This window comes from Alteromonas sp. BZK5 (assembly GCF_014349115.1).
Taxonomy (GTDB): Bacteria; Pseudomonadota; Gammaproteobacteria; order Enterobacterales; family Alteromonadaceae; genus Alteromonas; species Alteromonas macleodii.
The window spans coordinates 59,443-85,845 of sequence record NZ_JACSOE010000009.1 but is presented as its reverse complement, the minus strand read 5'-3'; the positions used below and the strand labels follow the sequence as shown (position 1 = coordinate 85,845).

At 45.2% G+C, this 26,403-nt stretch carries 16 protein-coding genes and 2 tRNA genes; 4 read left to right on the top strand and 14 right to left on the bottom strand.

Annotated features, from left to right (window positions below):
* Positions 1-11: 11 nt before the first annotated feature.
* The 4 genes from BIZ39_RS04515 to dnaQ all read right to left on the bottom strand — a co-directional run bounded on the left by BIZ39_RS04515 (position 12) and on the right by dnaQ (position 2,675).
* Positions 12-88: transfer RNA gene (locus BIZ39_RS04515), tRNA-Asp, on the bottom strand.
* 30 nt (positions 89-118) lie between these two features.
* A tRNA-Asp gene (locus tag BIZ39_RS04510) sits at positions 119-195 on the bottom strand.
* Positions 196-410: 215 nt separating this feature from the next.
* Complete coding sequence (locus tag BIZ39_RS04505; RefSeq protein WP_187446456.1) at positions 411-1,901, bottom strand: TIGR03503 family protein; 1,491 nt, start codon at positions 1,899-1,901, stop codon at positions 411-413.
* A 54-nt stretch (positions 1,902-1,955) separates the two neighbouring features.
* Positions 1,956-2,675: a DNA polymerase III subunit epsilon gene (dnaQ, locus tag BIZ39_RS04500; RefSeq protein WP_187446455.1), complete on the bottom strand. Its 720-nt coding sequence runs from the start codon at positions 2,673-2,675 to the stop codon at positions 1,956-1,958.
* 111 nt (positions 2,676-2,786) lie between these two features.
* Between dnaQ and rnhA the strand changes: the two genes are divergently transcribed.
* A complete protein-coding gene (gene rnhA, locus BIZ39_RS04495) occupies positions 2,787-3,257 on the top strand; it encodes a ribonuclease HI (RefSeq protein ID WP_014979088.1) in 471 nt (156 codons plus the stop codon).
* A gap of 22 nt (positions 3,258-3,279) precedes the next feature.
* On the opposite strand, the gene BIZ39_RS04490 is transcribed toward rnhA, so the two are convergent.
* On the bottom strand, positions 3,280-4,257 hold the full coding sequence (locus BIZ39_RS04490; protein ID WP_061094833.1) for an NAD(P)H-quinone oxidoreductase: 978 nt from the start codon (positions 4,255-4,257) through the stop codon (positions 3,280-3,282).
* Between the two features lie 255 nt (positions 4,258-4,512).
* On the opposite strand from BIZ39_RS04490, the gene BIZ39_RS04485 reads away from it, so the two are divergent.
* Positions 4,513-5,706 (top strand): class I SAM-dependent rRNA methyltransferase, encoded by a 1,194-nt coding sequence (locus BIZ39_RS04485; RefSeq protein WP_014949179.1) that lies wholly within the window; start codon positions 4,513-4,515, stop codon positions 5,704-5,706.
* Positions 5,707-5,806: 100 nt separating this feature from the next.
* On the opposite strand, the gene BIZ39_RS04480 is transcribed toward BIZ39_RS04485, so the two are convergent.
* From BIZ39_RS04480 to BIZ39_RS04455, 6 genes are all read right to left on the bottom strand, one after another.
* Complete coding sequence (locus BIZ39_RS04480) at positions 5,807-6,064, bottom strand: DUF2061 domain-containing protein (protein ID WP_187446460.1); 258 nt, start codon at positions 6,062-6,064, stop codon at positions 5,807-5,809.
* A gap of 283 nt (positions 6,065-6,347) precedes the next feature.
* Positions 6,348-6,650 carry a PilZ domain-containing protein gene (locus BIZ39_RS04475; RefSeq protein ID WP_014949177.1) on the bottom strand — a complete coding sequence of 101 codons (303 nt, stop codon included), beginning with the start codon at positions 6,648-6,650 and terminating at the stop codon, positions 6,348-6,350.
* Between the two features lie 257 nt (positions 6,651-6,907).
* Positions 6,908-10,903 carry an ATP-dependent RNA helicase HrpA gene (gene hrpA / locus BIZ39_RS04470; protein WP_187446454.1) on the bottom strand — a complete coding sequence of 1,332 codons (3,996 nt, stop codon included), beginning with the start codon at positions 10,901-10,903 and terminating at the stop codon, positions 6,908-6,910.
* A gap of 100 nt (positions 10,904-11,003) precedes the next feature.
* Complete coding sequence (locus BIZ39_RS04465; protein ID WP_187446453.1) at positions 11,004-12,350, bottom strand: Na+/H+ antiporter NhaC family protein; 1,347 nt, start codon at positions 12,348-12,350, stop codon at positions 11,004-11,006.
* A gap of 391 nt (positions 12,351-12,741) precedes the next feature.
* Positions 12,742-14,052 (bottom strand): helix-turn-helix domain-containing protein, encoded by a 1,311-nt coding sequence (locus tag BIZ39_RS04460; RefSeq protein ID WP_187446452.1) that lies wholly within the window; start codon positions 14,050-14,052, stop codon positions 12,742-12,744.
* Positions 14,053-14,140: 88 nt separating this feature from the next.
* Complete coding sequence (locus BIZ39_RS04455; protein ID WP_187446451.1) at positions 14,141-15,052, bottom strand: diguanylate cyclase domain-containing protein; 912 nt, start codon at positions 15,050-15,052, stop codon at positions 14,141-14,143.
* A 373-nt stretch (positions 15,053-15,425) separates the two neighbouring features.
* Between BIZ39_RS04455 and BIZ39_RS04450 the strand changes: the two genes are divergently transcribed.
* Together BIZ39_RS04450 and BIZ39_RS04445 are read left to right on the top strand one after the other, a co-directional pair.
* Positions 15,426-18,131, top strand: a complete 2,706-nt coding sequence (locus tag BIZ39_RS04450) for a TonB-dependent receptor (RefSeq protein ID WP_187446450.1) — start codon at positions 15,426-15,428, stop codon at positions 18,129-18,131.
* A gap of 144 nt (positions 18,132-18,275) precedes the next feature.
* A complete protein-coding gene (locus tag BIZ39_RS04445; protein ID WP_187446449.1) occupies positions 18,276-20,594 on the top strand; it encodes a phytase in 2,319 nt (772 codons plus the stop codon).
* Positions 20,595-20,772: 178 nt separating this feature from the next.
* On the opposite strand, the gene BIZ39_RS04440 is transcribed toward BIZ39_RS04445, so the two are convergent.
* The 3 genes from BIZ39_RS04440 to BIZ39_RS04430 form a co-directional block, all read right to left on the bottom strand.
* Complete coding sequence (locus tag BIZ39_RS04440) at positions 20,773-21,192, bottom strand: CBS domain-containing protein (protein WP_187446448.1); 420 nt, start codon at positions 21,190-21,192, stop codon at positions 20,773-20,775.
* 180 nt (positions 21,193-21,372) lie between these two features.
* Positions 21,373-22,440 (bottom strand): isoaspartyl peptidase/L-asparaginase family protein, encoded by a 1,068-nt coding sequence (locus tag BIZ39_RS04435; RefSeq protein WP_262385707.1) that lies wholly within the window; start codon positions 22,438-22,440, stop codon positions 21,373-21,375.
* Between the two features lie 148 nt (positions 22,441-22,588).
* A complete protein-coding gene (locus tag BIZ39_RS04430; RefSeq protein WP_187446447.1) occupies positions 22,589-26,371 on the bottom strand; it encodes an ATP-binding protein in 3,783 nt (1,260 codons plus the stop codon).
* Between the last annotated feature and the right edge of the window lie 32 nt (positions 26,372-26,403).

Genomic DNA, 26,403 nt, shown 5'->3' with positions numbered 1-26,403 from the left:
GTATAACTAAATGGCGGAGCGGACGGGACTCGAACCCGCGACCCCCGGCGTGACAGGCCGGTATTCTAACCAACTGAACTACCGCTCCGAAGACCTTTTAGTTATACCATTGAAAGAGTGGCGGAGCGGACGGGACTCGAACCCGCGACCCCCGGCGTGACAGGCCGGTATTCTAACCAACTGAACTACCGCTCCACATCTTCAATGTTATCAGTGAGTTGACTTGGCTGTTGTTGCCCTGTCCCCTGACTGCGGCGCAGATAATACGTATTCCCCTATGTGGAGTCAACGCTTTTTATTAATAAAATTGTCATCTGCGGTTTGTTTGCCTGTTAAATAGGCATTATGTCGAAATAAAATTCAAACTGAACAAATTAGCGACGCCTTAAACTGAAGCGCTAGTCTCCCTGCTATTCCTTGTCAGCTTTTTCACGCTTTTTGAATAGCCCTAGCAGTTTTTTAAACCCCTTAGGTTCAGATTCCATAGTAAGGTCAGCATCGGTGGTTTCTCCCGATGGCTTTGCAGTACTATTTGCTTGCTTAGGCGCAGACGCCTTTTTTCGCATAATAATAATTACAGCAGCAGCGATTACTCCGATGAGCACTATAGACCCATTTACGGCCACCAGAATGAGGGTTAGCGTCCCATCATCCATTTCATCTTCTACCGAATTTGGCTGCATATCGTCTTGTGGCACTTCAGGTTGCGTTATTAAGGGTGCACTGCCATCAACGATAGGATCTTTTCCATTGATTAAAGGGTCTTCAACCTCAGGCTCGGCTGGTCCCTCTGCCACAAAACTATATTCAGGGACATCTAATATAAAATCGCGCCCATCCATTGTCGTACCGTAAGCAGTGAGTTTTACCCTAAAAATTCCTTCTTCGTAGGCGACAATTAAGTGCTCTCGAGGATCCACACCGCCTTCTGTTAGCGAAAAATTCTGCATATCGGAATTAGGAAACTTCACTTTGCCATCGACTAGCAGTGACTCGATGTCGACTAATTCACGGTCTACATCAATAATAATTTTATGATAGCCCTCTCCGCCTCCATCCATTTCAACATCAATAGACACGGGATTTTCATGTAAGACGATAAGTTCGCCTATTTGCTCGCGGGTGTACATTGGTGTGCTTACGCGAAAAATAGGCTTCCATTCACCAGCCGGTATTTTCAAGTTGAACTGGCCAGTAAAAACACCATCTCCTGGACGCTCATCCATCCCTCGTCCATCGTCTTTAAATGTCGCTATGCGCTGGTCATTTGTACCAAAGTTGCCATAGTTAGGATTATTGGTACTCTTAAACTCAATATCTAAGTCGACGACATCTCTGAACTGTTTGTTTTCTATAGGCTTGCCGTTGTTGGTTAAATAGGCTGTGGATTTGAGTATTTCGCCGGCAAACAGCACATTCGGTAACGGCTCAGCATGAAGTTCAACATTAGACAAAACCATTACACGGCTTTGCGGTAATACTTGACCTACAGCTTGCCAAGGCCCAGGCACAGGATCTTTGACGGTGATCATGTCAAAGGTATCAGCGTCGTACCACTGCACCTTTTCTTCGTCGACGCGCCCTTGAAATAGCTTTGAACCATCGGGTCTAACCAGCACTACAGGAGCAGAACCGTACTCCCTAAAGAAAACCATGGTGATTTCTTTAACGTTATAGTCAACGCGAAAGCGGTTTTGTAACAGTTGAATGGAGTTGGTGTATTCATCACCAAGCTCTGTAAGAGGAGATGTATCTATTGTTGCGTTGCTTGATTGAGCATTTTGTACAGCGCTATCAGCAAGCTGCCTTGCAGCGTCGCGTTCGTCTTCTTGCGACTGAGCGCCAGCGCTTAAGTGTATAAACAATGATAAAAAAATTACCCAATAAAACCACACTCTCACGCTACGCTGCTCCTGCATTGTTTGGCTATTTTAGTTCTGTTTGATTATGTTCTGCTAAGACACCTCTTCAGGCTGAGGACGCCATAAACATTTGCCACCCGCTTTTTCGACAATATCCAAGCGGGCCTCATGCTGTATTATTTCATCGGCGGAGGCTTTAATAACCTTTAATTTATTTGCGCTTCGGTTAATTCTACGAATGGCAGTTGAGTCAGCGTCGCTGCCAGAGCTAGACGCCAGTTTAAGCTTGGTTTGCCCACCGGTCATCAACAGATAAACATCTGCCAGGATTTCCGCATCCAGCAAAGCGCCGTGAAGGGTACGATGACTATTGTCTATACCATAACGCTTACACAATGCATCAAGGTTGTTCTTTTGGCCTGGGTGCATTTGGCGAGCAAGAGTAAGTGTATCGAGAACATCACAAATTTGGTTAGTAATAACGCCTTTGGTAGACGCTTCCATGCCAAACTCGTGATCCATAAACCCAACGTCGAAAGGCGCGTTGTGAATGACTAACTGTGCCCCTTTGATAAAGCTCACAAACTCCTGAGCCACTTGAGAAAAGGTAGGCTTGTCGGCAAGAAATTCATTGGTTATACCGTGGACTTCAATTGCCTCTTGTTCAATGTGACGGCCCGGATTGATGTAAACGTGAAAGTGATTCCCCGTCAATCGGCGGTTAACAACTTCAACACACCCTATTTCGATAATGCGGTGGCCTTCTTTGGGATCAATACCTGTGGTTTCAGTATCGAGAACAATTTGGCGCATGGAACCTCTACTATAATTACACTTTCATTTTTTGATAGTATATCAACCCCTTCGCAATCCGCTAAGGGAAAAGACAATATAAATTAAGCCAGTTAAATCAAAGGAAACGCTGTGGCTCAAAAGACCATTCATATATACACCGACGGCTCGTGCTTAGGCAACCCTGGACCGGGCGGGTACGGAGCTGTACTGATTTACAAGCAGCATAGAAAAGAGTTGAGCGACGGCTTTGCCCACACAACTAATAACCGTATGGAACTATTAGCCCCTATCGAAGCGCTTAATAGTTTAAACGAACCGTGCAACGTTGAATTAACTACCGACAGCCAGTACGTAAAAAATGGTATTAATCAGTGGATCCATAACTGGCGCAAGAACGGTTGGCGCACGGCAGATAAAAAACCCGTCAAGAACGCAGATTTGTGGAAGCGACTAGATGAAGCGGTAAAAAAGCATCAGGTAAACTGGCATTGGGTAAAAGGCCATTCGGGGCACCCTGAAAATGAGCGCTGTGACGACCTGGCCCGCAATGCGGCAGAAGCCAATCCAACGAAACCCGACGAAGGCTTCGTTGGCAATTAGATAAGCTTACTGTAAAGCAAATTTACCAAGAAAGAACCAGCTTGCCCTGCGTATCGTTGTTTTCCAAACGCACGTGGGGTTCGCTGATATCTTCAATGCTATAGTGAGTATCGATATTCACCCTAAGCTCTTTATTCTCAAAAGCGGGCAAGCATACGGTAGTAAAGTCACGAATTAGATCAGCTTTATAATCGTCGCTTCGATTTCTAAGTGTCGTGCCAATAATGGACGCCCTTTTACCTAACAGCATAGCCATATCGAGGTTGTCAGCATATCTCCCTGCCAGCATCGCTAAGTAAACCACTTTTCCATCTTGTTTCAGTATTTTAAGGTTACGGTTGAGGTAGTCGCCACCTACCATATCAAGCACCATATCAACCCCTTCAGGCCAGACTTTTTTAAGCACATCATCAAACTGTTGCTGCTTATAATTGATAAGATGCTCTGCGCCATTGCTTTCACACAACGAAAGCTTATCTTGGCTTGAAGCCGTTACCGCACTGTGTACGCCCCAATATCGACAAAGTTGCGTGGCAGCCAGCCCTACACCGCTTGCACCGCCATGAATTAACGCCCGTTCAGCCGGCTTTACATGCGCGATTGTGCGCAAACACTGAAATGCCGTAAGAAACACTTCGGCCAAACCCGCGGCTTCAAAAAACGGCATGCCTTTGGGGATGGGCATTAAATGGGCTGGATTAACCATCACTTCAGTGGCATAGCCGCCACCTGCAACCAAACCGAATACCTCGTCACCTTCTTTAAATGCAGTAACGTCACTGGCAACCTCTGACACCACGCCAGCTACCTCTAATCCAAGAATATCGCTCTCGCCTGGTGGAGGTGGGTAATTCCCCTGGCGTTGTAAGGTATCCGCACGATTCACCCCAAACGCTTTTACGTCAACTTTTACTTTCCCTGGTGCTAGCGACAGCCCTTCACATTCCTTTACAACAAGTTCGCTTGGGCCGCATCCTTTTTCAAAATCGACATATCGCATAATTTACATCCAATCCTAGTCTTAAATTCCAATCGTAATTTGGCTACGTACTTTTATATCAAACAGTTTGGGTTTTTTTATGTTTATACCAGTCCGGATAGAGTATTTTAACTCTCGCTGAGTGGGTAATGATCTATGCGGACTGGTATTATTAACACAGAACTTATGAAATTGCGTATAATCGCGACCATTCTCATAAGCGAGTAAGTTCGCTTAACTCTGTTTCACATTTATTAAATTAGTACGAGAGCCTTCATGTCAGCACAGGTCATATTACAGCCATCCAGAGACAAATCACTTCGCCGCAAACACCCTTGGGTATTCGAAAGCGCTGTGGCTGAACTAAAGGGCCGCGCGCGAGTTGGCGATACAGTAGACGTGTTTGACTCTGAAGGCGACTGGTTAGGGCGAGGCGCTTACTCTCCAAATTCAAAAATTCGCGTTCGTATGTGGACATTCAAAAAAGACGAAAGCATTGATAACGGATTTTTCCTACGCCGTTTAGAAACTGCACTAGCCCTTCGCAAACGCTTGTTTGACCCAAACAAAACCAACGCGTTTCGCTGGATAGCGTCTGAAAGTGATGGCCTTCCAGGGATCACTATAGACCTATACGACAACGTTGCAGTACTTCAGCTTTTGAGCGCGGGCGGCGAAAAACACAGAGATAAGATAGTGTGGGCAATTACTAAGCTGATGCCTAATGTACACATATACGAGCGAAGCGACGTGGACGTGCGCAAGAAAGAAGGCTTAGAGCCTGTAACTGGTGTACTGCATGGTGAACCACCTATGCAAGTTACAGTAAAAGAAAACGGCATCAACATAGTGGTTGATATCGAGAACGGCCATAAAACCGGTTTTTACCTAGATCAGCGAGACAGTCGCGCGGCGGCTGCACATTACGCGAAAGATGCCGACGTACTCAACTGTTTTAGCTACACAGGTACGTTTTCTTGTTATGCACTTGCTGGCGGTGCTAAGTCAGTGACAAACGTTGATGTATCTCAGCCTGCTCTTGATTTGGCTAAGCACCATGTAGCCATCAATGGTTTAGACGAAAACAAAGCCAATTACGTAAACCAAGACGTGTTTAAGGCACTCAGGGAGTATCACGAGCAGGGCAAACAGTTTGATATGGTGATACTCGACCCGCCAAAGTTTGTCGACAGCAAGGCAACATTAAACCGTGCTGCCCGCGGCTATAAAGACATTAATATGTACGGCATACATGCTGTTAAATCTGGTGGGCTGCTGCTTACATTTAGCTGCTCTGGCCTTATGCCGGCAGATTTATTCCAGAAAGTTGTGGCAGACGCTGCACTTGATGCAGGTCGTACTATCAAAATTATCGCAAGGCTTAATCAAGCCTCAGATCATCCTATCATTGGCAGCTATCCAGAAGGCTATTACTTGAAAGGTCTAGTGTGTGAAGTCACCGACGACTAGCTATTAAAAAAGCGCCCTTGTTGATGTATAGGGCGCTTAACGAAATCCATTGAGCTAACATTACATTGTGCGAAAAGCTTACGAAGGTAAATCCATTCCCCTAAGATGCAAAGGTTATCTCATTGTTAGAAAAGCGACTTGATAACTGTTGTGAACTATCATCTGACTGTTCCTTACCAACACCCTCTTTTTCTTCAACTTTCTTCCACACCATCTCGTGAAAATAAAACGCTACGGTATTAATGGCTGGCTCAACCAACGCTACAGCACCGCCTACTACCACACTTCCTGTCAATAAGTAGGCAACCGTAAAGGCCACTGAAAAGTGCATCACTGCAAAGGTCATCGTCTTTTTCATATTCATCGCTCTCTCAAAATATTAAATCAGTTTGCTTTTTCGTTAATGAGAATTATTAGCAATTAAGACTAAGAGTTAAAATAGAAAAAACTGAACGGCCTATTCGGTTTAGTATATGAAAGCTGAAAGACTGTTTTCAAACCACAACGGGCTGGTCAACATAGGAGTGTAAAGAAAGAAGCAACACCGCGAGTACGTCATTGATGTAGACCCTGACGCTTTGTTTTTTTAGTTAGACACGAAAAGGCGAAGCTTTTACCCCGCCCTAACACGTTAGATTAGACTATTTCATCTGAGAAATTTCGACGCCTATAATGCAGCTTGACTCGGATTCAGGTTCACAGCGCACAACAGTCGCTAATGCTGCCAAAGATGGGATTTGCGAACTAGATGACTCTATTGCAACACTCACTTGTGTACCCACCTCAATTGAGGGTTCATCGACTTCCAAAGACATACCTGTAGCACTGATATCTCTACACATTGCCTGCATGGTGCGGCTCGACTCATCATCAGTAATTTGCAACTGACAAGGCGAATTTACCATCATCCTGAAAAAATTTCGCTTATCGTCGTATCCCAACATGTCTACTTCTCCTGATTTTTAGCGTTACGCTGACGACTACATTTGATGTTATAGGGCGATGCCGGTAACTTGTCAATCGAACTGTATAATATTTATTCAACAATTATTAAAAGTGTACTTTGGTCTAATTTCGACTACCTTCCCACTTAAATCAGCGACTCAGCCGTTTCTGCCCGCTGTTTTGTTTGCGATAACAAATATGTGCCCTCATGCCCTAGCCTGGTCCATTGATGCTAGCTTACACCTAACGCCTTTTTTTAAAAGTCAGCGAGGTGCAAAGTGATACGCTTAGCCGAAATGGGATAAGCCGTACCAAGCTGCTGCGCAAACAAGGAAACCCGTAATTCTTCTATCATCCAGCGCACGTCATTAAGAGCTTGAGGTACTTTACCTTTGGGGTATTTGCTGCACGCCTTTTCCCATTCTTTAATCGACTTTTCTACCGTGACCTGATGCATTCTGTCTTTGTTGGGATCAATGGGGAGCTTCTCTAACCGACGAGCTAAACCTTTAATGTAACGATTCCAATCATCTAATCTGCTCTCGCCAATTTCAGAAACAAAACCAGGAAAAACTAACGATGCCAAGTGGGCTTTACAGTCACCTAGGGCGTTTATCATCGTCAGCGGTACATTACCTTTCATTTGCTTTTGGCACTGGTGCGCAAGGGTAAGCCCCTGCTCCACTTGCGTGGCAATCTCTAACACCCTGTCATTAATGTTTGCACGAGCAATCTCTAAACAGGCCTCAAAATCGGCTTTGCTGCGAATGTCGGTGTTATTGGTTTTGCAGTAATCACTGACAATGGCGTCGATACCCGCAAAAATACAATCATCAATTAGCGCTTTCACTTGTCCAAATGGATTGAAATACAAACCCAGCTTGGCTTTATTAGGTAATTTGCTTTGCAAATAATTAAGGGGCGACGGCATCGCGTTTTTAATCAAGACATTCACGCCTTGCTTATGCAGCACTTGGGCTTTATCCGCTTCTTCAATTAGCGCAATATCTACCTTATCGCCCTTTTGTACCAGAGCCGGAAACGCCTGAACTTCAAACCCGCCTACTTTCTGCACGAAGGTTTCTGGCAAGCTTTCGAAATCCCATTGTTCTATGTTATTTCGCTCTAACTCCGGTGTTGCGGCTTTCTCAAAGGTTTGTTTCACCTGCCCTGCACACTGTTGTTTAAGCGCGTGCAGGTCGTCACCTTTAGCAATATCGTCACCATTGTCGTTAACTACCGCAAAGTGCATTTTCAAATGCTTATCAAGCTGATCTAAATTCCACTCTTCGCTTTCAATAATTACACCCGTCATTTTGCGTAACTTATCGGTTACAGCTTCAAGCAGCGGCACCGGACGGTTGTTCTTATCTGTTTCACTGATATCAGCAAGGCACGCCTCAGCAAAATTAGGCGCAGGCACAAAGTTACGACGCAAGCGTTTAGGCAAGGTTTTAATTAAACCCACAATTAGATCGTGTCTTAGCCCCGGCACCAGCCAATCAAAACCTATATTGTCGACTTGGTTAAGCACAGGCAGCGGAATCACCACAGTTACGCCATCGTCTTCAGCGTTAGGTTCGAAGTTATAGCGAAGCGGCAGCGTAATATTGCCTTGGCGCCATACATCAGGAAATGCGTTTGCTACCGACTGCCCAGGCTGCTGACGATATACGTCTTCTTCTTTAAACGTTAAATTGTCGTTGCTTCCGTGTTGCTTAAACCACTTCTTAAACGCCGCGTCGTTATTGGCTTCAACCGGAATGCGCTTGGCGTAAAAGCTTACCAGTTCTTCATCATCGACTATCAAATCGCGACGACGGGTCTTTTGTTCAAACTCGTCAGCCTGCTCAAGCAGCGCCTGATTTTCCTGTAAGAAACTGTAATTGAGCTTAGTATTGCCCTCGACTAACGCTTCGCGGATAAATAGCTCGTGGCAAATTGGCGGGTCGATGAGGCTATAAACCTTCGCACGCTTCATTACTATGGGTAGCCCGAACAAGGTTACTTTTTCAAAGGCAATCACCGCACCGCGCTTTTTAGACCAGTGTGGCTCTGAATAGCTTCTTTGCACAACATGCTCGGCCAAAGGCTCTACCCATGCTGGGTCAATTTTTGCCACCATACGAGCAAATAGCTTAGAGGTTTCTACAAGCTCAGCTGCCATTACCCATTTGGGCTGAGACTTTGATAGCCCTGAACCAGGGAAAATAAGGAAGCGCGAATTACGCGAGCCCATATACTCGCGCTCTTTATCTTTAAAGCCCATGTGAGACAGCAAGCCGCTGGCGATGGCTTGGTGAATAGCCTGATAGTCGGCTTCTTGCTTTGAAATGCCAAAGCCCAGCTCAGCGGTAGACTTTTTAAGTTGGCTAACAATGTCCTGCCACTCACGCATACGTAAATAGTTGATGAAATTTTGCTTACACCATTTGCGCAATTGGTTTTGACTCAGTGCGTTTTGCTGCTCTCTAAACGCCACCCACAAGTTGTAAAGACTGATAAAGTCAGAATCTTTATCGTGGTATTCGCTGTGCTTCTCGTCTGCTTGCTGGCGTTTTTCCTGTGGGCGCTCTCGCGGATCTTGAATTGAGAGGCCCGCTGCAATCACCATGACTTCGCTGAGCGCGTTCGTGCGCTCGGCTTCAATCACCATACGTGCATAGCGAGGGTCGATAGGCAAACGTGCTACTTGACGACCTAGCGGAGTAAGCTGCATCTTGCCGCTTTGCTTGGTTTTTCGGTTATCTTTGCCTTTCGCGATAGCTTGAATTTCTTCAAGTAAACGGAAACCGTCGTTGATATTGCGGTTATCAGGCGGCTGAACAAATGGAAACGCAGCGATATCGCCTAACCCTAAAGCAAGCATTTGCAAAATAACCGACGCTAAGTTGGTTCGCAGGATCTCTGGGTCAGTAAATTCTGGGCGGCCTAAATAGTCTTCTTCACTATAAAGACGAATACAAATACCGTCAGACACACGGCCGCATCGCCCTGCCCGCTGATTCGCTGACGCCTGAGATATTGGCTCAATAGGTAAACGCTGCACTTTACTTCTGGCGCTGTAGCGTGAAATACGGGCAAAACCCGGGTCAATTACGTATTTAATGCCAGGCACCGTAAGCGAGGTCTCTGCCACGTTGGTGGCAAGTACAATGCGTCTGCCGCTGTGCGACTGAAATATGCGGTTTTGCTCTGCCGCCGACAACCTCGCATACAGCGGAACAATTTCAGTGTTGCGATAATGCTGTTTGCTCAAGGCATCTTGGGTGTCGCGTATCTCGCGTTCTCCGCTTAAGAACACTAAGATATCGCCCGGTGCTTCACGCATTAGCTCGTCGACTGCGTTTACGATGGCATCGCTTTGATCAATATCGTCATCATTATCTTCTGGCGCGTGGTAGCGAATTTCTACCGGATAGGTACGTCCACTCACTTCGATAATAGGCGCATTATTAAAATGCTTAGAGAATCGCTCTGGGTCGATGGTGGCAGAGGTGATAATGAGTTTTAAATCAGGGCGCTTGTCTAACAGCTGACGCAGATAGCCCAACAAGAAGTCGATATTAAGGCTGCGTTCGTGAGCTTCATCGATGATGATAGTATCGTATTGATTTAAAAAGCGGTCTTGCTGCATTTCAGCTAGCAGCATACCGTCGGTCATAAGCTTAACGTAGCTTCGCTCGCTTACCTGGTCGCTAAAGCGAATTTTAAAACCCACCTTTTCGCCAAGCGGCGTGTTTAGCTCTTCGGCTATACGAGTGGCTACACTTCGCGCCGCTAATCGTCTTGGCTGGGTATGGGCTATCATGCCGTTTACACCGCGACCTAACTCTAAGCATATCTTAGGTAACTGCGTAGTTTTACCCGACCCAGTCTCACCCGCAACAATCACCACTTGGTTATTCGCAATCGCTTCTTTGATATCTTCTTTTTTATCGCTAACTGGCAGCGGTGGGTATTCAACTTTAGGTAGGTTGTCTTTACGCCAGTTACGCTTTTCTATCGATGCATTGATGTCGCCTTCGAGCTTTTCAAACTGCGCTTTTAAGCTTTCTTCGCTAACCACGCTGTCACGTTTTGAACCTTTTGAATTAGCAGCATTTTTCTCCGCGCCTTTTCCTTCAACACCAGATGTATCATTCACTTTTTGTGCAAGCTGTGTAATGCGGCGCTTCAAGCGAAATTTATCTGCGCTCAAACAATCATCTAGTTTGTTGTAAAGAGGTTTTATTGCAAGTGTTGAAGACAAAGTGACATCCTAAAGCGTGTTTCTAATCATCAATAAAATTCGGGCGGTGATCCTAGAAGATACCGCCCTAAAAAGCCAGCGTGTTAAGCGTTACGAGAATTTAAGCGCTTTGGGTTAATTCATCGTCTTGGGGCGTTTTAAAACGGGGAAAACCGAACCAAATGGCCGCCACACCAAACACGAAAATCAGCATGGGATACCAGCAGTACGGTGTAATAGCTAACGGTGAAATACCTACTACGGCCGCGGCACTTAAAAGCTGCGCACCGTAAGGGACTAAACCTTGGAAACTGCACGAAAAGATATCCAAAAGTGATGCGGTACGACGAGGGTCAACACCGTATTTTTCATTTAAGTCTTTAGCAATTGGACCTGCGGTAACAATCGCAATAGTGTTGTTCGCCGTTGTAACATCTAAAAAGCTAACTAAGCCAGCAATACTGAACTCAGCGCCTTTCTTTGACGTGACCTTACGAGTTAAACGCTCGATTAACCAGGTTATACCGCCGTTAGCGTGCATAAGCGCCACAATGCCGCCTATGGTTATGGCGATCATCGCTAAATCTTGCATCCAGCCCATCCCTTTTTGGATGCTCTGCATCATTGAAAGTGGCGTAAAGCTTCCTTGTAGCAAGCCTACTACGCAGGCACTGGCAATACCCACTGCAAGTACGCTAATGACGTTAAACCCTGTTAGCGCAAAAGCGATAATGCACAAGTACGGTACTATGCGCCAAAAATCGTAGCTGCCACCTTCAACAATACCAGAAGTATCAACATCCACCATAAGCAGCAACGCCATGGTGACGATGCACGCCGGCACAGCAACCATTAAGTTTGCCTTAAATTTGTCTTTTAGCTGTACGCCTTGGGTACGGGTTGCGGCAATGGTGGTGTCTGAAACAAACGAGAGGTTATCACCAAACATTGCGCCCCCCACCACAATACCCAGCGCCATTTCCACCGGCAGCCCTAAACTTGTGGCAAGACCTGCACCTATGGGCGAGAGCGCGGTAATGGTGCCCATGGACGTGCCCATTGAAAATGATATGAAACAGCAAATCAAAAACAGGCCTGGCAATATAAGTGCAGAAGGCACAAATTGAAGTGCCATATTCACCGTGGCATCCCGAGCGCCAATATCTATAGTCACCGCATAAAACGCACCGGCTAACAGGAATATAAGCACCAAGAGAATAATGTTTTTATCACCGCCGCCTTTACAAAACGTTTGTACTTTTTCAGAGAAGCTGACCTTTTTCCCTTTCGGGTTTAAACATAGCCCATAGCCAGCGCTGATAAAAAACGCCACCAAAATAGGCATCGCAGTGATGTCGTTTGTAGTAATGCCGGTTACCACAACAAGGATTACAAAAAGCAAAATAGGTGTTAAACCTAGCGGGTTGGGTGCAATAGAATTTGGTGCAATGTCTTTATTTTCGTGCACAGAAAACTCTCTTTTTGGGTTTTATTGCCTGCAAGCAACAGTTTAAAGGCTACGCGGAAAAGCCACCTGCCGGTTGCGAATGCGTAAGAAAAAGCTTCAACGAAACCATATTTTGACGGTCTTGAACGGTGAAAAGCTAAAGCTACAAAGGATAAAAGGTTTTTAAAGCATTGAAAAGAAATTTACTTTCCAATAATTGACTCATCTGCACTGTGCCAGACGCTACGATTAGATTTCGAGTTATTAAAGGAGTGAAGCTACAACCATTTAGCCGTAGAACGCGACTGCCGCCTAACTATTTTTCATAGCTGTGTCGCACAGGTGTGTGACATAAGTGTGTGGCATAGCGCTGTTACGTAGAAATATGGATAGGCGCTATCAGTCATTCACGTTAAATTCTAAGCTCGCTAGGGGTTTTACCTGTAAGCCGTTTTACCGTTCGTCGAAAGTTAGGTAAATCGTTAATGCCCATTGCATTGGCCGCCGTCTCGTTACTCACTTTGTGCACCGAAAGAAGTAAAAGTGCATGATTGCGCTGTACTTCCTCGCAGAGCGCGCGATAGCTAGTGCCGTACTCTTTTAGTTTCCGCTTTAGCGTAGCCACACTGACGTCTAAGGTTTCCGCTAGTTCAGGTAATCCGATATTTGCTGCCTGTGTGTTGGAGGATGCATAAACATAACGCCGCACAAAATCAGGCAAAGACAAGCGGTTTTGCAATTCAATAGAAGCCCCATCTTTTGTTTGCGTTGCGCTATTTCTAACGACACCTTCCAGAGAAATATTCGATTCAGCAGAACAATTCGACTCAGCTGTTAGCTCCAAAGGTTGGCGTAATACGTCTTTCTCAATGCAAATGCTATTAAAAGGGCGATTAAACGATAACTTAAGCCCAAGGTGGGTTTCGTAATCAGCAATATTTCTTGGTCGACTCTCGGTAAAAGAGAAAGATAAACGAATTCGCTTATTCGCTATACTTTTCATAAGTGCAACAATGCTTGCGAATGCCACTTCAATGGAGAACTGAAGCTGTTTGCTGCTTACCCCTGTAAACTGAGGCACTAACATTATTTGGTCTGCGTTTTCAAAACGCTGAAACTGACAGAGCGGTAGGCTACACCACCGGTATGTTTGGCGTTGAGTCAGCTGTAAAAGTAGCTGCTCTACATTTTCACATGCATTGAGCGCATTAAGTGGACTAGATAGCCACTGCGAGGCGAAAGCTCCCCCCAGCAAAAAACTAACGTCGCCGCCTCTCGCCTGGCTTTGAACATTCACTAACAGCGATGAGTATTGCTTTGTGCTTAGTAGTGAATGGTGTTGCAACGCGTCTTCAAAAATTCCTGTACCGCGCAAGAGCTTATTTTTATTCGCGCCACGAGAGAGCGCCACATTAAGTGCTGCCCTCACTAACCAATACCCAACTATTACTTTATCTTGGCTAGACATCACTACATGAGCACTACCAGCACTATCGATGACACCCATGCCTAGCTCATTAGCGTCATCTTTTGCAGTGACACCCATGTTAAGCATATCAGCATCGCTTTTTACAGAGACACCCATGCCAAGCGCTTCAGCATCATCTTTTAGAGAGACACCCACTCCAGAAAGACGAGTTGAATGACAGTACTCAGCACCCGCAATTGCTGCTTCGTCCTCAGAGTCTCGTAGTGCGTTTAGTCTTGGTAACATTAAATCCATAAGTTACTCGCTGCAGGCATCTTCATTCATCTTCACCGGTTACCCCTACCAATTACTATCGCCAAATACACTGACCAAACCGGCCTAATTACGCTGCGCTACCATGGGCACGCTCAAGTTCTAAGAGCATGGTGTTAAGCACTGTCGCAAGGCGTTGGTTAGGTAACAAAGTCACTTGAGTACTGCGAGCGGTGGTGTAAATGGCGTTTGCATTGAGGCTATGCCTAAAAGCAAGATGCTGAATACTTACTTTGATATCACTGAGAATAACGTCAGCCAGCATGGGCGAGACGTCTGGCATCAAAATAGCAAACCTATCACCGGCATAGCGGCACGCTAAATCTTGCTGACGCAAATTCATGATAACCAACTGCGCAATATCGTGCAGATACCTATCGCCTTCTGTATACCCATGTTTTTGGTTGAACAAAGAAAAGTTATTGATATCGATAATGGCGATGACAGCTGACTTGCCAGACTGCTGTAATTTATTAATTTGTGTTTTCCAATATTCTGCGCGGTAAAGCTGAGTGATGGGATCGATAGCATCGTGATCGCGAAAGTCCCATTCTCTGCGTCGTAATTGCAAATTTAACGCGCGCTGCTCTAGATGCCACTGATACAGTGCCGCGGTCATTACTACCATACCCACAGCCGCAGGATAAGACTCAATCATGCTTAGCCAATAAGCCTCTTCAGGATAATGAAAAAACTCATCCAAGAAATCTAAACTGACTGAAAATAGAAAGAAGCCGAGTCCTACCGTGAGAAGGCTCGTTACTTTACCTGGAGGACGGCTGGCAAGCGCAGCTAGCATCCACGCCAAGGTTAAAAAAGCAATGCTTCCCTCCCCCACAATATCGAGGCCTGATATCACCGTGCTTTCTTTTGCATCGCCAAACATAAAAGCTAAACAAACCGCCAACGCCACTACGCAAAATGTAAATGCTAGCCAAAGCTTGTGATGTCTAAATTGTGTTGAATTTGTAAAGGTAAACATAGTGCTCTCTTTGGAAATCTCTTGAATTGGATACATCACGCGTTAGTCCGGCCGGCGCCAGCGTTTATAACAAAACGAGAGTCTTGCCCAAATTTGATGAAACTGTCGAGGGTCAGTTTGGCTCAGCAATGTGACATCTTGATGGCAGCGAACTTTAGGAGCATAAAAAAGACACACAAACCAAACAAAATCAGTAATTTAAGCAAGGGTCAATTTAGCTCAGCCAATTGCAAATAGGCGACAATTACCGATTGTGTACCGCTTGTTCCATCAAATCGTCATATAACTGTCATGCAGCATTCTTAGGGTACTCATTCACTTACTTAGCACTTATTCAAAACGCCTTTTTACTGCTTAATTAATTGGAAAATAAATGAAAATTAAAACCGCGTACTCTTCTCTAACACTTGCCTGCATAGCGGCAATGGGCCTTAGCGTCGCTACACCTGCTTCAGCTGCTGATGGCGTAATTATCGGTTCAGTAAAAGACACCGCACAGACGCGCAGCTATACCGGTGCTCAAATTAAGCTTAAAGAATTAGGACTGGCTACTGAAGCTGGCACAGACGGTACATTTCGGTTTCCCTCTATTCCAGAGGGTACTTACACGCTAGAAATTTCTTATCTTGGTGAGGAAACGGTTACGCAAGCGATAAAAGTGACGGACAACGGCATTGCGCGCGCAGCCGTGGAGTTTGGCAGCGGCGATACCATCGATGAGATCTTGGTACGTGGTCAACGAAGCGGTCAGGCAAGTGCCATAAACCAGCAGCGAACGTCAGATCGTATTTCGTCTATTGTATCCGCAGATGCCATTGGACAATTTCCAGACCAAAATGCTGCTGAGTCGTTACAGCGTTTACCTGGCTTGTCGATTGAGCGAGATCAGGGTGAAGGTCGTTTCGTCGGCATACGCGGTATCGACCCCAACTTGAATAACGTAACCATTAACGGCTTGAATATTCCCTCGCCTGAATCAGGCGTACGTTCAGTAGCCCTTGACGTTATTCCCTCTGAACTCATCCAAACGTTGGAGGTATCTAAATCGGTAACGCCCGACATGGACGGAGACGCCATTGGTGGTTCAGTCGCGGTGAAAAGCGTGAGTGCGTTTGATAAGGCTCGTGATACCGCGAGCATTACCGTGCAAGCCAGTCAAAATGATTTACGCGATGAAACCAGTCCAAAGCTTTCTGGTACGTTTACCAAGAAGCTTTCCCCTGAATGGGGGGTGGCTGGCGCCATTTCCTACTTTGACCGAGATTTTGGTTCAGACAATGTTGAAAGTAACGGTGACGATGAGCTTGAGCAACGTCACTACACGATCACTCGCGAACGTTTGGGGAGTGCGTTAAATATAGATTTTCGTCCTGACTTCAACAACCAATACTTTCTTCGCACACTTTACAGTGAGTTTTCTGACGACGAATACCGTCAAGGTAATATATTCACGTTCGATGGCGAAGACTCAGAAATAGAAAGAGAAAGTAAAGACCGCTTTGAAAGCCAGAGTATTTTTACTGTGGCGCTTGGTGGTGAACACCAATTAGATACCTGGAAAGCAAACTGGCAGCTCGGTTATGCAAAGTCTGATGAAGACGAGCCAGATGCACTGTATTACGTATTCAAAACCGAAAATGACAGTATCGACGCAGACTTAAATACTATGCGTCCAACCGTGTCACAAAACGCTGATGCCATGGACTTATCAACCTATGAAGTCGATGAGATCAGCTTTGAAGATAACTACACGAAAGATACCGAAACCAGTATTAAATTCGACGCCGCCCGCCCCATCAACCTTGGTGGTTATATCGGTGAGTTAAAAATTGGCTCGAAATACCGAAGCCGAGAAAAAGACCGCGACAGCAGCATCGCTATTTTTGATGGAGAATTCGACGACCTAGACGCTTCGCAATTCGGAGCTGCCAGTCCAGACTACTCTCTTGATGACTTTGGGCCTGGGCTTAATCGAAGTGAAATGCGTAGCTACTTTAACGAAAACCGCGAGAGCTTGGAATTAGACAGCCTAAATTCTGAAGTAGAGTCTCGTGGCGCGACCTATGTGAATGAAGAGGATATTTTTGCCGCTTATATCATGGGCAGCGTAGATATAAATAAACTTCATTTGGTAGCAGGTGTACGCTATGAACGTACTGACTTTTCTACATCGGGTATGCGAGTAGAGCTTGTAGAAAACGAAGAAACCGACGTGGAAGAAGTGGTAAATACGCCATGGGAAGCAGAGCGCGACTACGATCATTGGTTACCCAGTGTAAATGCCAGATACACTGTTTCAGATAAACTTCAGCTTCGCGCTGCCTACACCCAAACTATTTCAAGACCAAAGTTTGAAGATGTAGCGGCATTTCAAATCATCGAGAGTAAAACGGAAGAAAATGATGGCGTCTTTGTTACTGAACGAGAGGCGGAAGTTGGCAACCCTGACCTTCAACCTTACGAAGCACAAAACGTTGATTTGTCGATTGAGTACTACCCGGGTGACATTGGTGTAATTTCAGCGGGGCTGTTCTACAAAAATATCGACAATTTTGTTGTGTACGCTGATGTTGCAGGCACTACTGGTTGGGAAGGCTTTGAAGAAGTCATACAGCCGATAAACGGCGACTCTGCCGATTTAACTGGCTTAGAACTCTCTTGGGTGAAAGCCTTCAACAATGGCTTTATTATTTCCGCCAATGCTACTTTTACCGATTCTGAAGCGACTACCTTCTTAGATGGCGAAAAATTTGAAACCCAGTTACCAAATCAATCAGACCGCATTGGCAATATCACCATTGGGTACGAAGCGAATGACTTCAGTGTACGTCTAGCCACCACCTATAAAAGCGACAATTTCGAAGAGATTGATGGTGACATGCTCAGATTTGAAGACGACCACGTACAGGTTGATTTCATGGCGCGCTACTACATCAACGACAGCATGCAGGTGTATTTCAACGGCATCAACTTAGGTGACGAACCTTTCTACAACTATTTCGATACGCGCAACCAAAACGCGCAGTATGAAGAATACGGCCGCACGTTCGAACTTGGCTTTACTTGGCAGCTTAACTAGGCAGGTATATCGAAAGTTAATTATCGGGTTTGAAGGCCGTAGGTAATTTGGCCTTTGAACTTGCTCTTAATAATCTGTAAGCCATGTTTTAGTCGATGGGCCATGCATGGTTTGATCTCAGTAAGTTTCAGGACAATAACAACAATGACCAATCAGCGTCACACCAAAACAGTTTTTAAAACCACATTTACCACAGCGGCACTTTCAAGCACACTTTTGACTTTGTTCGGTTGCGCAGCCTCTCACGATACTAATACCAGCGCAGATACCAGTGCAAATATCAAGTTAGCACACAGCGAAAGCCAGCTAGTAAAAGCAGAAAGCCAAGACATCGCATTACCGCTAACAAAGCTAAAAAAGGGTTTAGGCCTGACTCTGCACTACCAAACGCACGCCGACCATTCTAACACCAAAAGCGCTTACAAAGACGCTTACAAAGACACCCATGCTAACAACATTAGCAAGGACGCTCGCGCCAACCACAAACATAAAGTTTACGATGACACCCACGCTATCAACATTAATGTTAACGAACATAAGGGTATTTCACTAAGCAACTCTGAAGGAAAAAAACACTTCATTGCGGGACATTACACCTTAGCAAATGCTGAAGTTGTGGAGTCTAATTCAAAACAATGGGTGTCTTTAGTAGTGTTCAATAACAACACCCAGTACATAGAGGTGTATCGCATTAACGCCGCGTCTCTTGAGGTTTACCAACCGCAAACCCAGTTGACCAAAGGTTCTGAAGCCATTTGTGCTACAACATCAAGCGCTGGCGAACTGCAAATTGTTAATATCGATGCGACAGGCACATTGAATCAGTATGAATTTTACAACGGGCGCTTTTTATCGCTTAGAGACTTTGCGATAGGTCCAGGCATTAAAAGTTGCGCGATAAATGCCAACACCGAAACGCTATACCTTGCTGACGAATTTGCCGGTGTGTGGCAATTAGATACCGATATTGAAAGTGAGCTAGCAAAAACCCTTATTTTTCACGATCAAGATGTTGCCATTGAAGGTGTAGCCACCCTATCTTCAACGACGGTAGATGGCGTGGATATCGCTGCCTGGGTGAGTCCGGATGCCAGCGGGGTATGGCTTAAAGCGCCATGTCTTACGCAATTTGTCTCGCTAATGAATACGGCGAACGAAAGTGACTCAGCAGATCGCCAGGTGAACGCAACCAACAAGTCTACTTTTATTCAGCCTGAATTCATTCACCTGTCGTTAAGTGAAGAAGGCACGCATATTTCTCTCGTTGTTGATGATGATGAATCAGGCGACGTGTTTTCTGCCGAACTTCCCTCAAAACTAAGCGCAGCTTTACTTCATCGACAATGCGACACCCATATTAAAGCCACCTCGCCAAAAGAAAATTACATAGAGGAAGTGCATACAGATAACAGCGAACCCCAACATGCAAACCTCACTATCAAGGTCAAACCCGATGTTGAAACTGACCCAGTGGAAAATCATGGCGACGCTGCTGACGACCCTGCCATTTGGGTAAACTCGAATGCCCCTTCACAAAGTCGCGTAATCGGCACCGACAAAAAAGGCGCATTAAATAGCTATGACTTAGCCGGCAAGCTAGTGCAAAGCCTTCCTATTGGCAGAGTGAATAACGTTGATGTGGGATACAAGGTATCTGTGGCAGAAACCAAAGCTCTGCAAAGCGATACGCCACTTATCGATATCGCAGTGGCATCAAACCGGTCGAATAACAGTTTGTCTGTATTTGAAATAGATAAACGCGGTCATATGACTCAACTTGGCCACATAAGCACTACACTCAATGATATATACGGCATGTGCCTGTTTGTGTCAGGCGGAATAGCTCATGTATTTGCTAACGACACCAGTGGCCGCTTCGAGCGATATAGCGTGTCTATCGCTCCAGACAAATCTGTTGATGGACATTTAACACAGTCCTTTTCACTGCCCTCACAGCCAGAAGGATGTGTAGTGGATACTAAAACAAGAACTGCCTACCTAGGTGAGGAAGGTGCTGGGATTTGGGCCTTGGATATTACTTCAAACAGCAATCAGCCACAGTTAATCGCTGAGATAGAAGCTCCGGTAGAAGCTGATATAGAAGGTTTGGCTCTGTTTAATGTAGATGCACAAACTTACCTAATCGCATCTAGTCAGGGTAATAACAGCTATGCTATCTATCACGTACACCCTGAAAACCCTGAAGTCTTGGAACTTATGGGGCTTGTTCAAATTACGGCAGATAAAGCCGCACAAATTGACGGCGTGTCTGAAACAGATGGGCTTGATGTAACCAACGCTAACTTGGGAGGAAGGTTCACCGAAGGGCTTTGGGTAGTACAAGATGGAAGAAACGTCATGCCTAGCGAGACCCAAAACTTTAAGCTAGTTGCTGGTGCCTCACTTAAGGATGCGATCAGAAAATTAGCGAACGCCAAGCGTGAACGCCACTCAGACATGTAACGAATAATTCGAAAAGTAAATAAAAAGGAGGCGTTAAGCAAGTTAACGCCTCCTCTCGGTATATGAAAAATACATAGCGCCGCACTAGCTTCTAGCCCTTCTAACCCAGCGCCGCATCTTCATTCATTACGCTACCTGCAGCACTAAATCCTACCAAGCTAAATTACAGTGCGTTAGCCTAGCCCGCGCGCTGGTATCCATCATTTAATTGAACATCAATAGCCCGTAGCACTGCCGTTCGATTAATTGAGCCTAACAGTACCCCGTCATCATCAACAATGGGGTAAACTCTCGGCTTTTCCTTTAACAGCAACTGCGCTAACTCTATTACCGACATATAAGGTTTGATAGAAATCACAGGGGTTTTCATGATTTCCCCTACTCTACAAATTTGTTCGCGATAGTAGCTTGACGCAATCATTTGAGCGATACAGTCTTGCTCAGACAAAAAGCCCACCACTCTGCCTTTGCTATCGAGTACCGGACCACCACTCTGCCCACTGGCTAATAACACTTTGACAGCCTGCGCAACGGGCATATCGACATTAAGCTTCACTGGGTGAGTATTCATATAATCACTGACTTGCAACGATTCCATTTTCAATTCTCCAGCCGTGGCGCCTAATGTGACCGATACTGCGACTTAATTGGCGTTACGGCACTTCAATTATTTTTAACCACATGTGAAAGCAATTTTCCCCCACACTTTAAGATTAGACGTTTCGTTGCATACAAGCCAGCACATTTAACATTAAAATAACAAATAGTTTTTCAGTGATCAGTCCTTGTAAATTGCCACTTTAACTTTACCATTTATGTCAACACTAGCGCGGTACATCCCCGCAGAATTGAAAGGCATAGCGACGTTACCTTTAGCGTCAATAGCAATCACACCGCCATCGCCACCGGCGTTTACAAGTACGTCGTTAACTACAGTGTTCGCAGCGTCATTTAACGTTAAACCCTGGTACTTCATTCGCGCACAAATATCTGCTGCCACGTTGTATCGAATAAAATATTCACCATGTCCTGTGGCCGATACCGCGCAGCTTTCATTGTCAGCATAGGTACCCGCTCCAATAACAGGCGAGTCTCCAATACGTCCATACCGTTTAGCCGTCATTCCGCCAGTGGATGTTCCCGCGACAATGTTGCCTCCTTGATCCAATACTACGGCTCCAACAGTGCCAAAGCGCTCATTGCCTTGCTGCGAACCGTAACCACTCGATACCTGCTGCATACGTGCTTTCGCTTTATCTAAAGCTTGCTTGCGAAACTCGGTATCAAAAACGGTGTTGTCTACCTGTTCAAGGCCGTTTTCTTTTGCGTAATCTTCAGCGCCTCTCCCTGAAAGCATAACGTGTGGAGATTCATTCATTACCAATAACGCAGCCTCTATTGGGCTTCTTATTGTTTTCACCCCCGCAACAGCACCTGCATTTTTACTGCCGCCGTGCATTATCGACGCATCAAGCTCGTGCTCACCGTCGAAGGTATATACCGCACCGATGCCAGCATTAAATAACGGCGAGCTTTCAAGAATTTTGATGGTTTCTACTACCGCCACTTCACCTTTTTCGCCTTTCTGCAACAAGGCGTAGCCATGCTGCACCGCTTGGGTTAATACGCTTTTATAGTCCGCTTCTTTTTCTGGCGTCATCGATGATTTTAAAATGGTTCCTGCTCCGCCATGAATAGCGATAGCTACGGGTGTTTTTCCTAATTGTTTGGAATCATCCGCTAATGCGGGAACACTCGTAATGGCAAACGTTGCAGCAAGCGCGCCTATTGCATACAGTGCATGTCGAACTTTATTCGGCTGGCGAAAAATACGAGATGGGTTCAAAAGCTTTACTCCTAATAGCTACTTTTTACGTGCGCGCATAATCTGGGAGATGGTTTGAGTACAGATTTCTAGAATCAATTCAACGCGCTCTGTTGATGCGATTTTTACGCGACCTTAGACGTAAGATGACACAATTAGCTTAGGTAGGCTAGGCTACCTCAAGGATCTCTAAGAAAGTATTAAGATCATCGGTGATGGAAGGGAGTAGCGCTTCAGCGTCTTCCCACTTTTTCGCCTTTGACAATTCCCATAAGCTCTCAAAGTCTCGTTGTAACTGTACGGCACCAATATCTGCAGACATACCTTTGAGCTTCAATGAAAGCACCTGAACCTTTTCGAAGTCTCGACTATCAATAGCCTGCTGCAGTAATTTAAGCTTGTCAGGCGCGCTTCTGGAATACAGGTCGCAGACACGGGAAAATAGCGCTTTATCGCCCATTATCCGAGCAATGGCATCGTCTTTTTCCCAACATCCATCAAGCCCCTCTGAATTGTTTTCATAAGCTTGAGTTTGATTGACGTTATCAATTTCAGCCTCCTTCTCCGAGCCCTCGCGAGCGGCGATATCATTAGCTATTTTCGCGTTTTTTAACGTGGGGGCTATTTCTACTTCAGACTCTTTACTTGACTGAGCCTCTGTTCTTGAATGCGATAGCGTGTCGCAGTCCATTTCTTTTGAGATGGCACTCAACAAACTGTCAACCAGTGGAGGTTCGCTGGCAGTAATTCCGGTACCTGACCTCGTATCAGTATCGTTAAGCTCTGCACTTGCTAATGCCGTTATTTGATGCACTATCCATTGTTTCACTTTAGGAATAAGTACATCGGCCATGACAGGCTTTGTCGCAAAGTCGTCCATACCTGCCTCTAAACATTTCTCTTTTTCGCCGAGCATGGCATTGGCTGTCATGGCAATTATAGGTACATCTTTGTGCATCGCTCCTGCCTTACCTTCTCGTATGGCTCGGGTAGCGTCATAACCATTCATATTAGGCATCTGGCAATCCATCAATATGCTGTGAATTCTGCGGCCTTTGCTTTCACATTTCGTCAAGAACGCCACGACTTCCTCACCATCGCTGCAGGTAAACAATTTAACAGGTAAACTTTCCAGCACTCCCTTCGCCACCTCGCGATTGATCATATTGTCATCAACTATCAATAAGTTGGCATTCTCAATAGACAATTGCTGCTCAGTATCGTCTGCTGCCCCTTCATCGTTTGAGATGTCCTCAGCTTTCCCTTTACCTGATGAGATATCTGACTGGTTTAATGTATATCCCGACAGCGCAGCGTCTAACCCTTGTTGGACAATTGCAAAACTCGACCTGAATAATGGCTTTGGCAAGTAAAGCGGCACAAGGTGATTAAAGTGGAAAGGTGTCCCTTCTAGTTTTTGAAGAATATAAACCACAGGTAACGTACCAGCGTCTTTAGTTGCAGCTTGTGCCTGCCATATATCATCTAGCTCACGAATGAGTGAACTGGCCTCGTCCACAATAATGGCATTTAATTGCGTCCAAGGTACTGTTCCTAACTCAGAATGCTTACCTAATACTTGCGGCTCTGCACCGACGTGTAAGGCTAAACAACAGATGTTTTCCTCTAAAGGTGGATAACTTGCAGAAACACCAATTGTGATCCCATTAAGCAGCATACTTTCGTTTTCCACCGCCATTTTATGCTCGAACGCGCTGTCGTACGTTGTTTCAGGAAGCGTAACGAAAAATGAGAAGGTGCTGCCTATGTCAACTTCAGAATTGAACGTAATGTCTCCTCCCATAAGCTGGCTCAATTGCTTGCAGATAGACAAGCCAAGTCCGGTACCTCCGTATTGGGTAGCAACAGATGCATCAGCCTGCGTAAACGCGGTAAACAGTTTGGGCTGATTTTCTTGTGCTATCCCTACGCCCGTGTCACATACGCTGAAATGAAGCTGTTGTGTCCCCGCATCTACATCACTTAACGATGCTTGTAGCTTTATATGCCCTTCTTCAGTGAATTTAATAGCATTGTTCAATAAATTACTAAGAATTTGGTTGATTCTGTGTGGATCTGAGTTTATTTCCACCGGGGGAAGACCTGTTGTATCAACAAGAAGCTGTAGTCCTTTAGAAGCTGCCTTAACGGCAAAGACCTTGGCGATAGACTCGATAAGTGCAAGCGGATCAAAATATTGATTATTAATATCAAGATTGCCCGCTTCAATTTTAGACAAGTCGAGAACGTCGTTAATCAGCACACTGAGATTGTTGCAGCTAATTTCCATCATGGAAACAAGCTGTTCAGCTTTTTCATTAAGGGGCTGACGCTTAAGTAGCGCCAAGGAGCCAACTACCCCGTTTAACGGTGTTCTCATTTCATGGCTAATATTGGAAATAAAAGAGCTTTTCACTTTGCTCGCTTTTCGCGCCTCTTGCGTCGCTTCAACAAGTTCTTTCGTCCTGCTTACCACTTTTTCTTCAAGCTTCAGGTTTACCCTTTCTATCGCGTCTTTTGCCTTTCGTTCGTCAGTCACATCTCTAATTACAACAGCAACACCTGAAAACTGTGATTGTTCACCCCAAATGGTAGATGCGGTTATAAGTAGCGTGTGCTCTTCTTTTTCGTCATCGGTGTAAGGGGTTGTAAAGGTACTTTGCTTTCCGCCTTTGGTGAGAACCGATTCAAGCCCTAATAGAGAAAGCTGCTCAAATGACGAATAGTGATGATTTAAAATAAGCTGGCTTGGGATCCCAAAAAGTGACTCGGCTGCCATATTCCAACTTTTCACCACGCCAGCAGAATCTACGCTAAAAATCGCATCTTTAGATATAGCGATAATAGCAACGGACTCACCGCGCACCTTAGCCAGCTCAATGTTTTTACTGTTACTTCGGTGTACGAAGAGTAAAACGCTTACAAAAATTAGCGTAACTACCCCAATTACACTGTAAACGCTAATCCTCTTCTCATTGATAAGGGCTGCCACTTCTGACTGAGACAATGCCGTATGAAGAAAAAACGGGGCGGTTTGCTGATTTCCATTTATCGTAAAAGCACGAGTGACCGTATACAAAGATGAGTTTGTCTGTGCGGTCTGTTTAATTTTAGCCCTGCCTATTTTCGAAGGGCTTTCGAACTCGCTCGCCCAATTCACCATAGGATTTAAATCTCTGGAGAAGGACTTATCACTGTCTGGATGACTGACAAAAAAGCCTTCACTGTCGGTAACAAATAGCAATTGATTGCCGACAAGCGTTTGTTCCATTTGCGACAGTAGAAACTGGGCGTTTACATTCATGATTATAAAACCATAACGCTCACCAGAGCTGCTGAAGATTGGAAGAGAAAGGCGAATAACGCTTTTATAAGGAAACTCGAGCTTCCCATATTCACGATTCAAATTGATATCTGAAATATAAAACTCGCCCTTATTGCGCTTAACACTCTCTATGAAGTAACTTCTCGCTGCTTTAGGTTGTAAATCGTTGTCCTTAACTACTAAAACACTTCCCCCGTTTCTTTCCACCCGAATAAACTCACTTCCATCCTCATTGGCTTGAATGATCCTTAATTGATCCACTTCTTCGTTATTTTCGATAAAAGCAACGAAAATCGTTTCTAGTCGCTGCTTCCACTGTTCCAACGTCGTACCGTCTTTGGGGTCTTGATTTTCATTTTCAGTCGCGCGGACGATGCCGCTTATAGGTGGTGTCTGATGTAGAAAGTTAAGCGCATTGATATACTTTCTCACCTGAGAGTTTGCAGCATTTTCAGCACTGGCGGCACTCTCTTCTAATGCCGTGAAAGTTTGAGATTCAGCCGTCGCTTTGATATTACTTTCGAACAAACCAACAACAAGTACAACAAGCACTGTTGCAAGTACTAACGCTAAGCCTAAAGTACTCTTAGCTTCACTGATGGATGAACTGGATTTAAGGAACGACAAACAGGCAATATCCGTATAAATTTTGATAACTT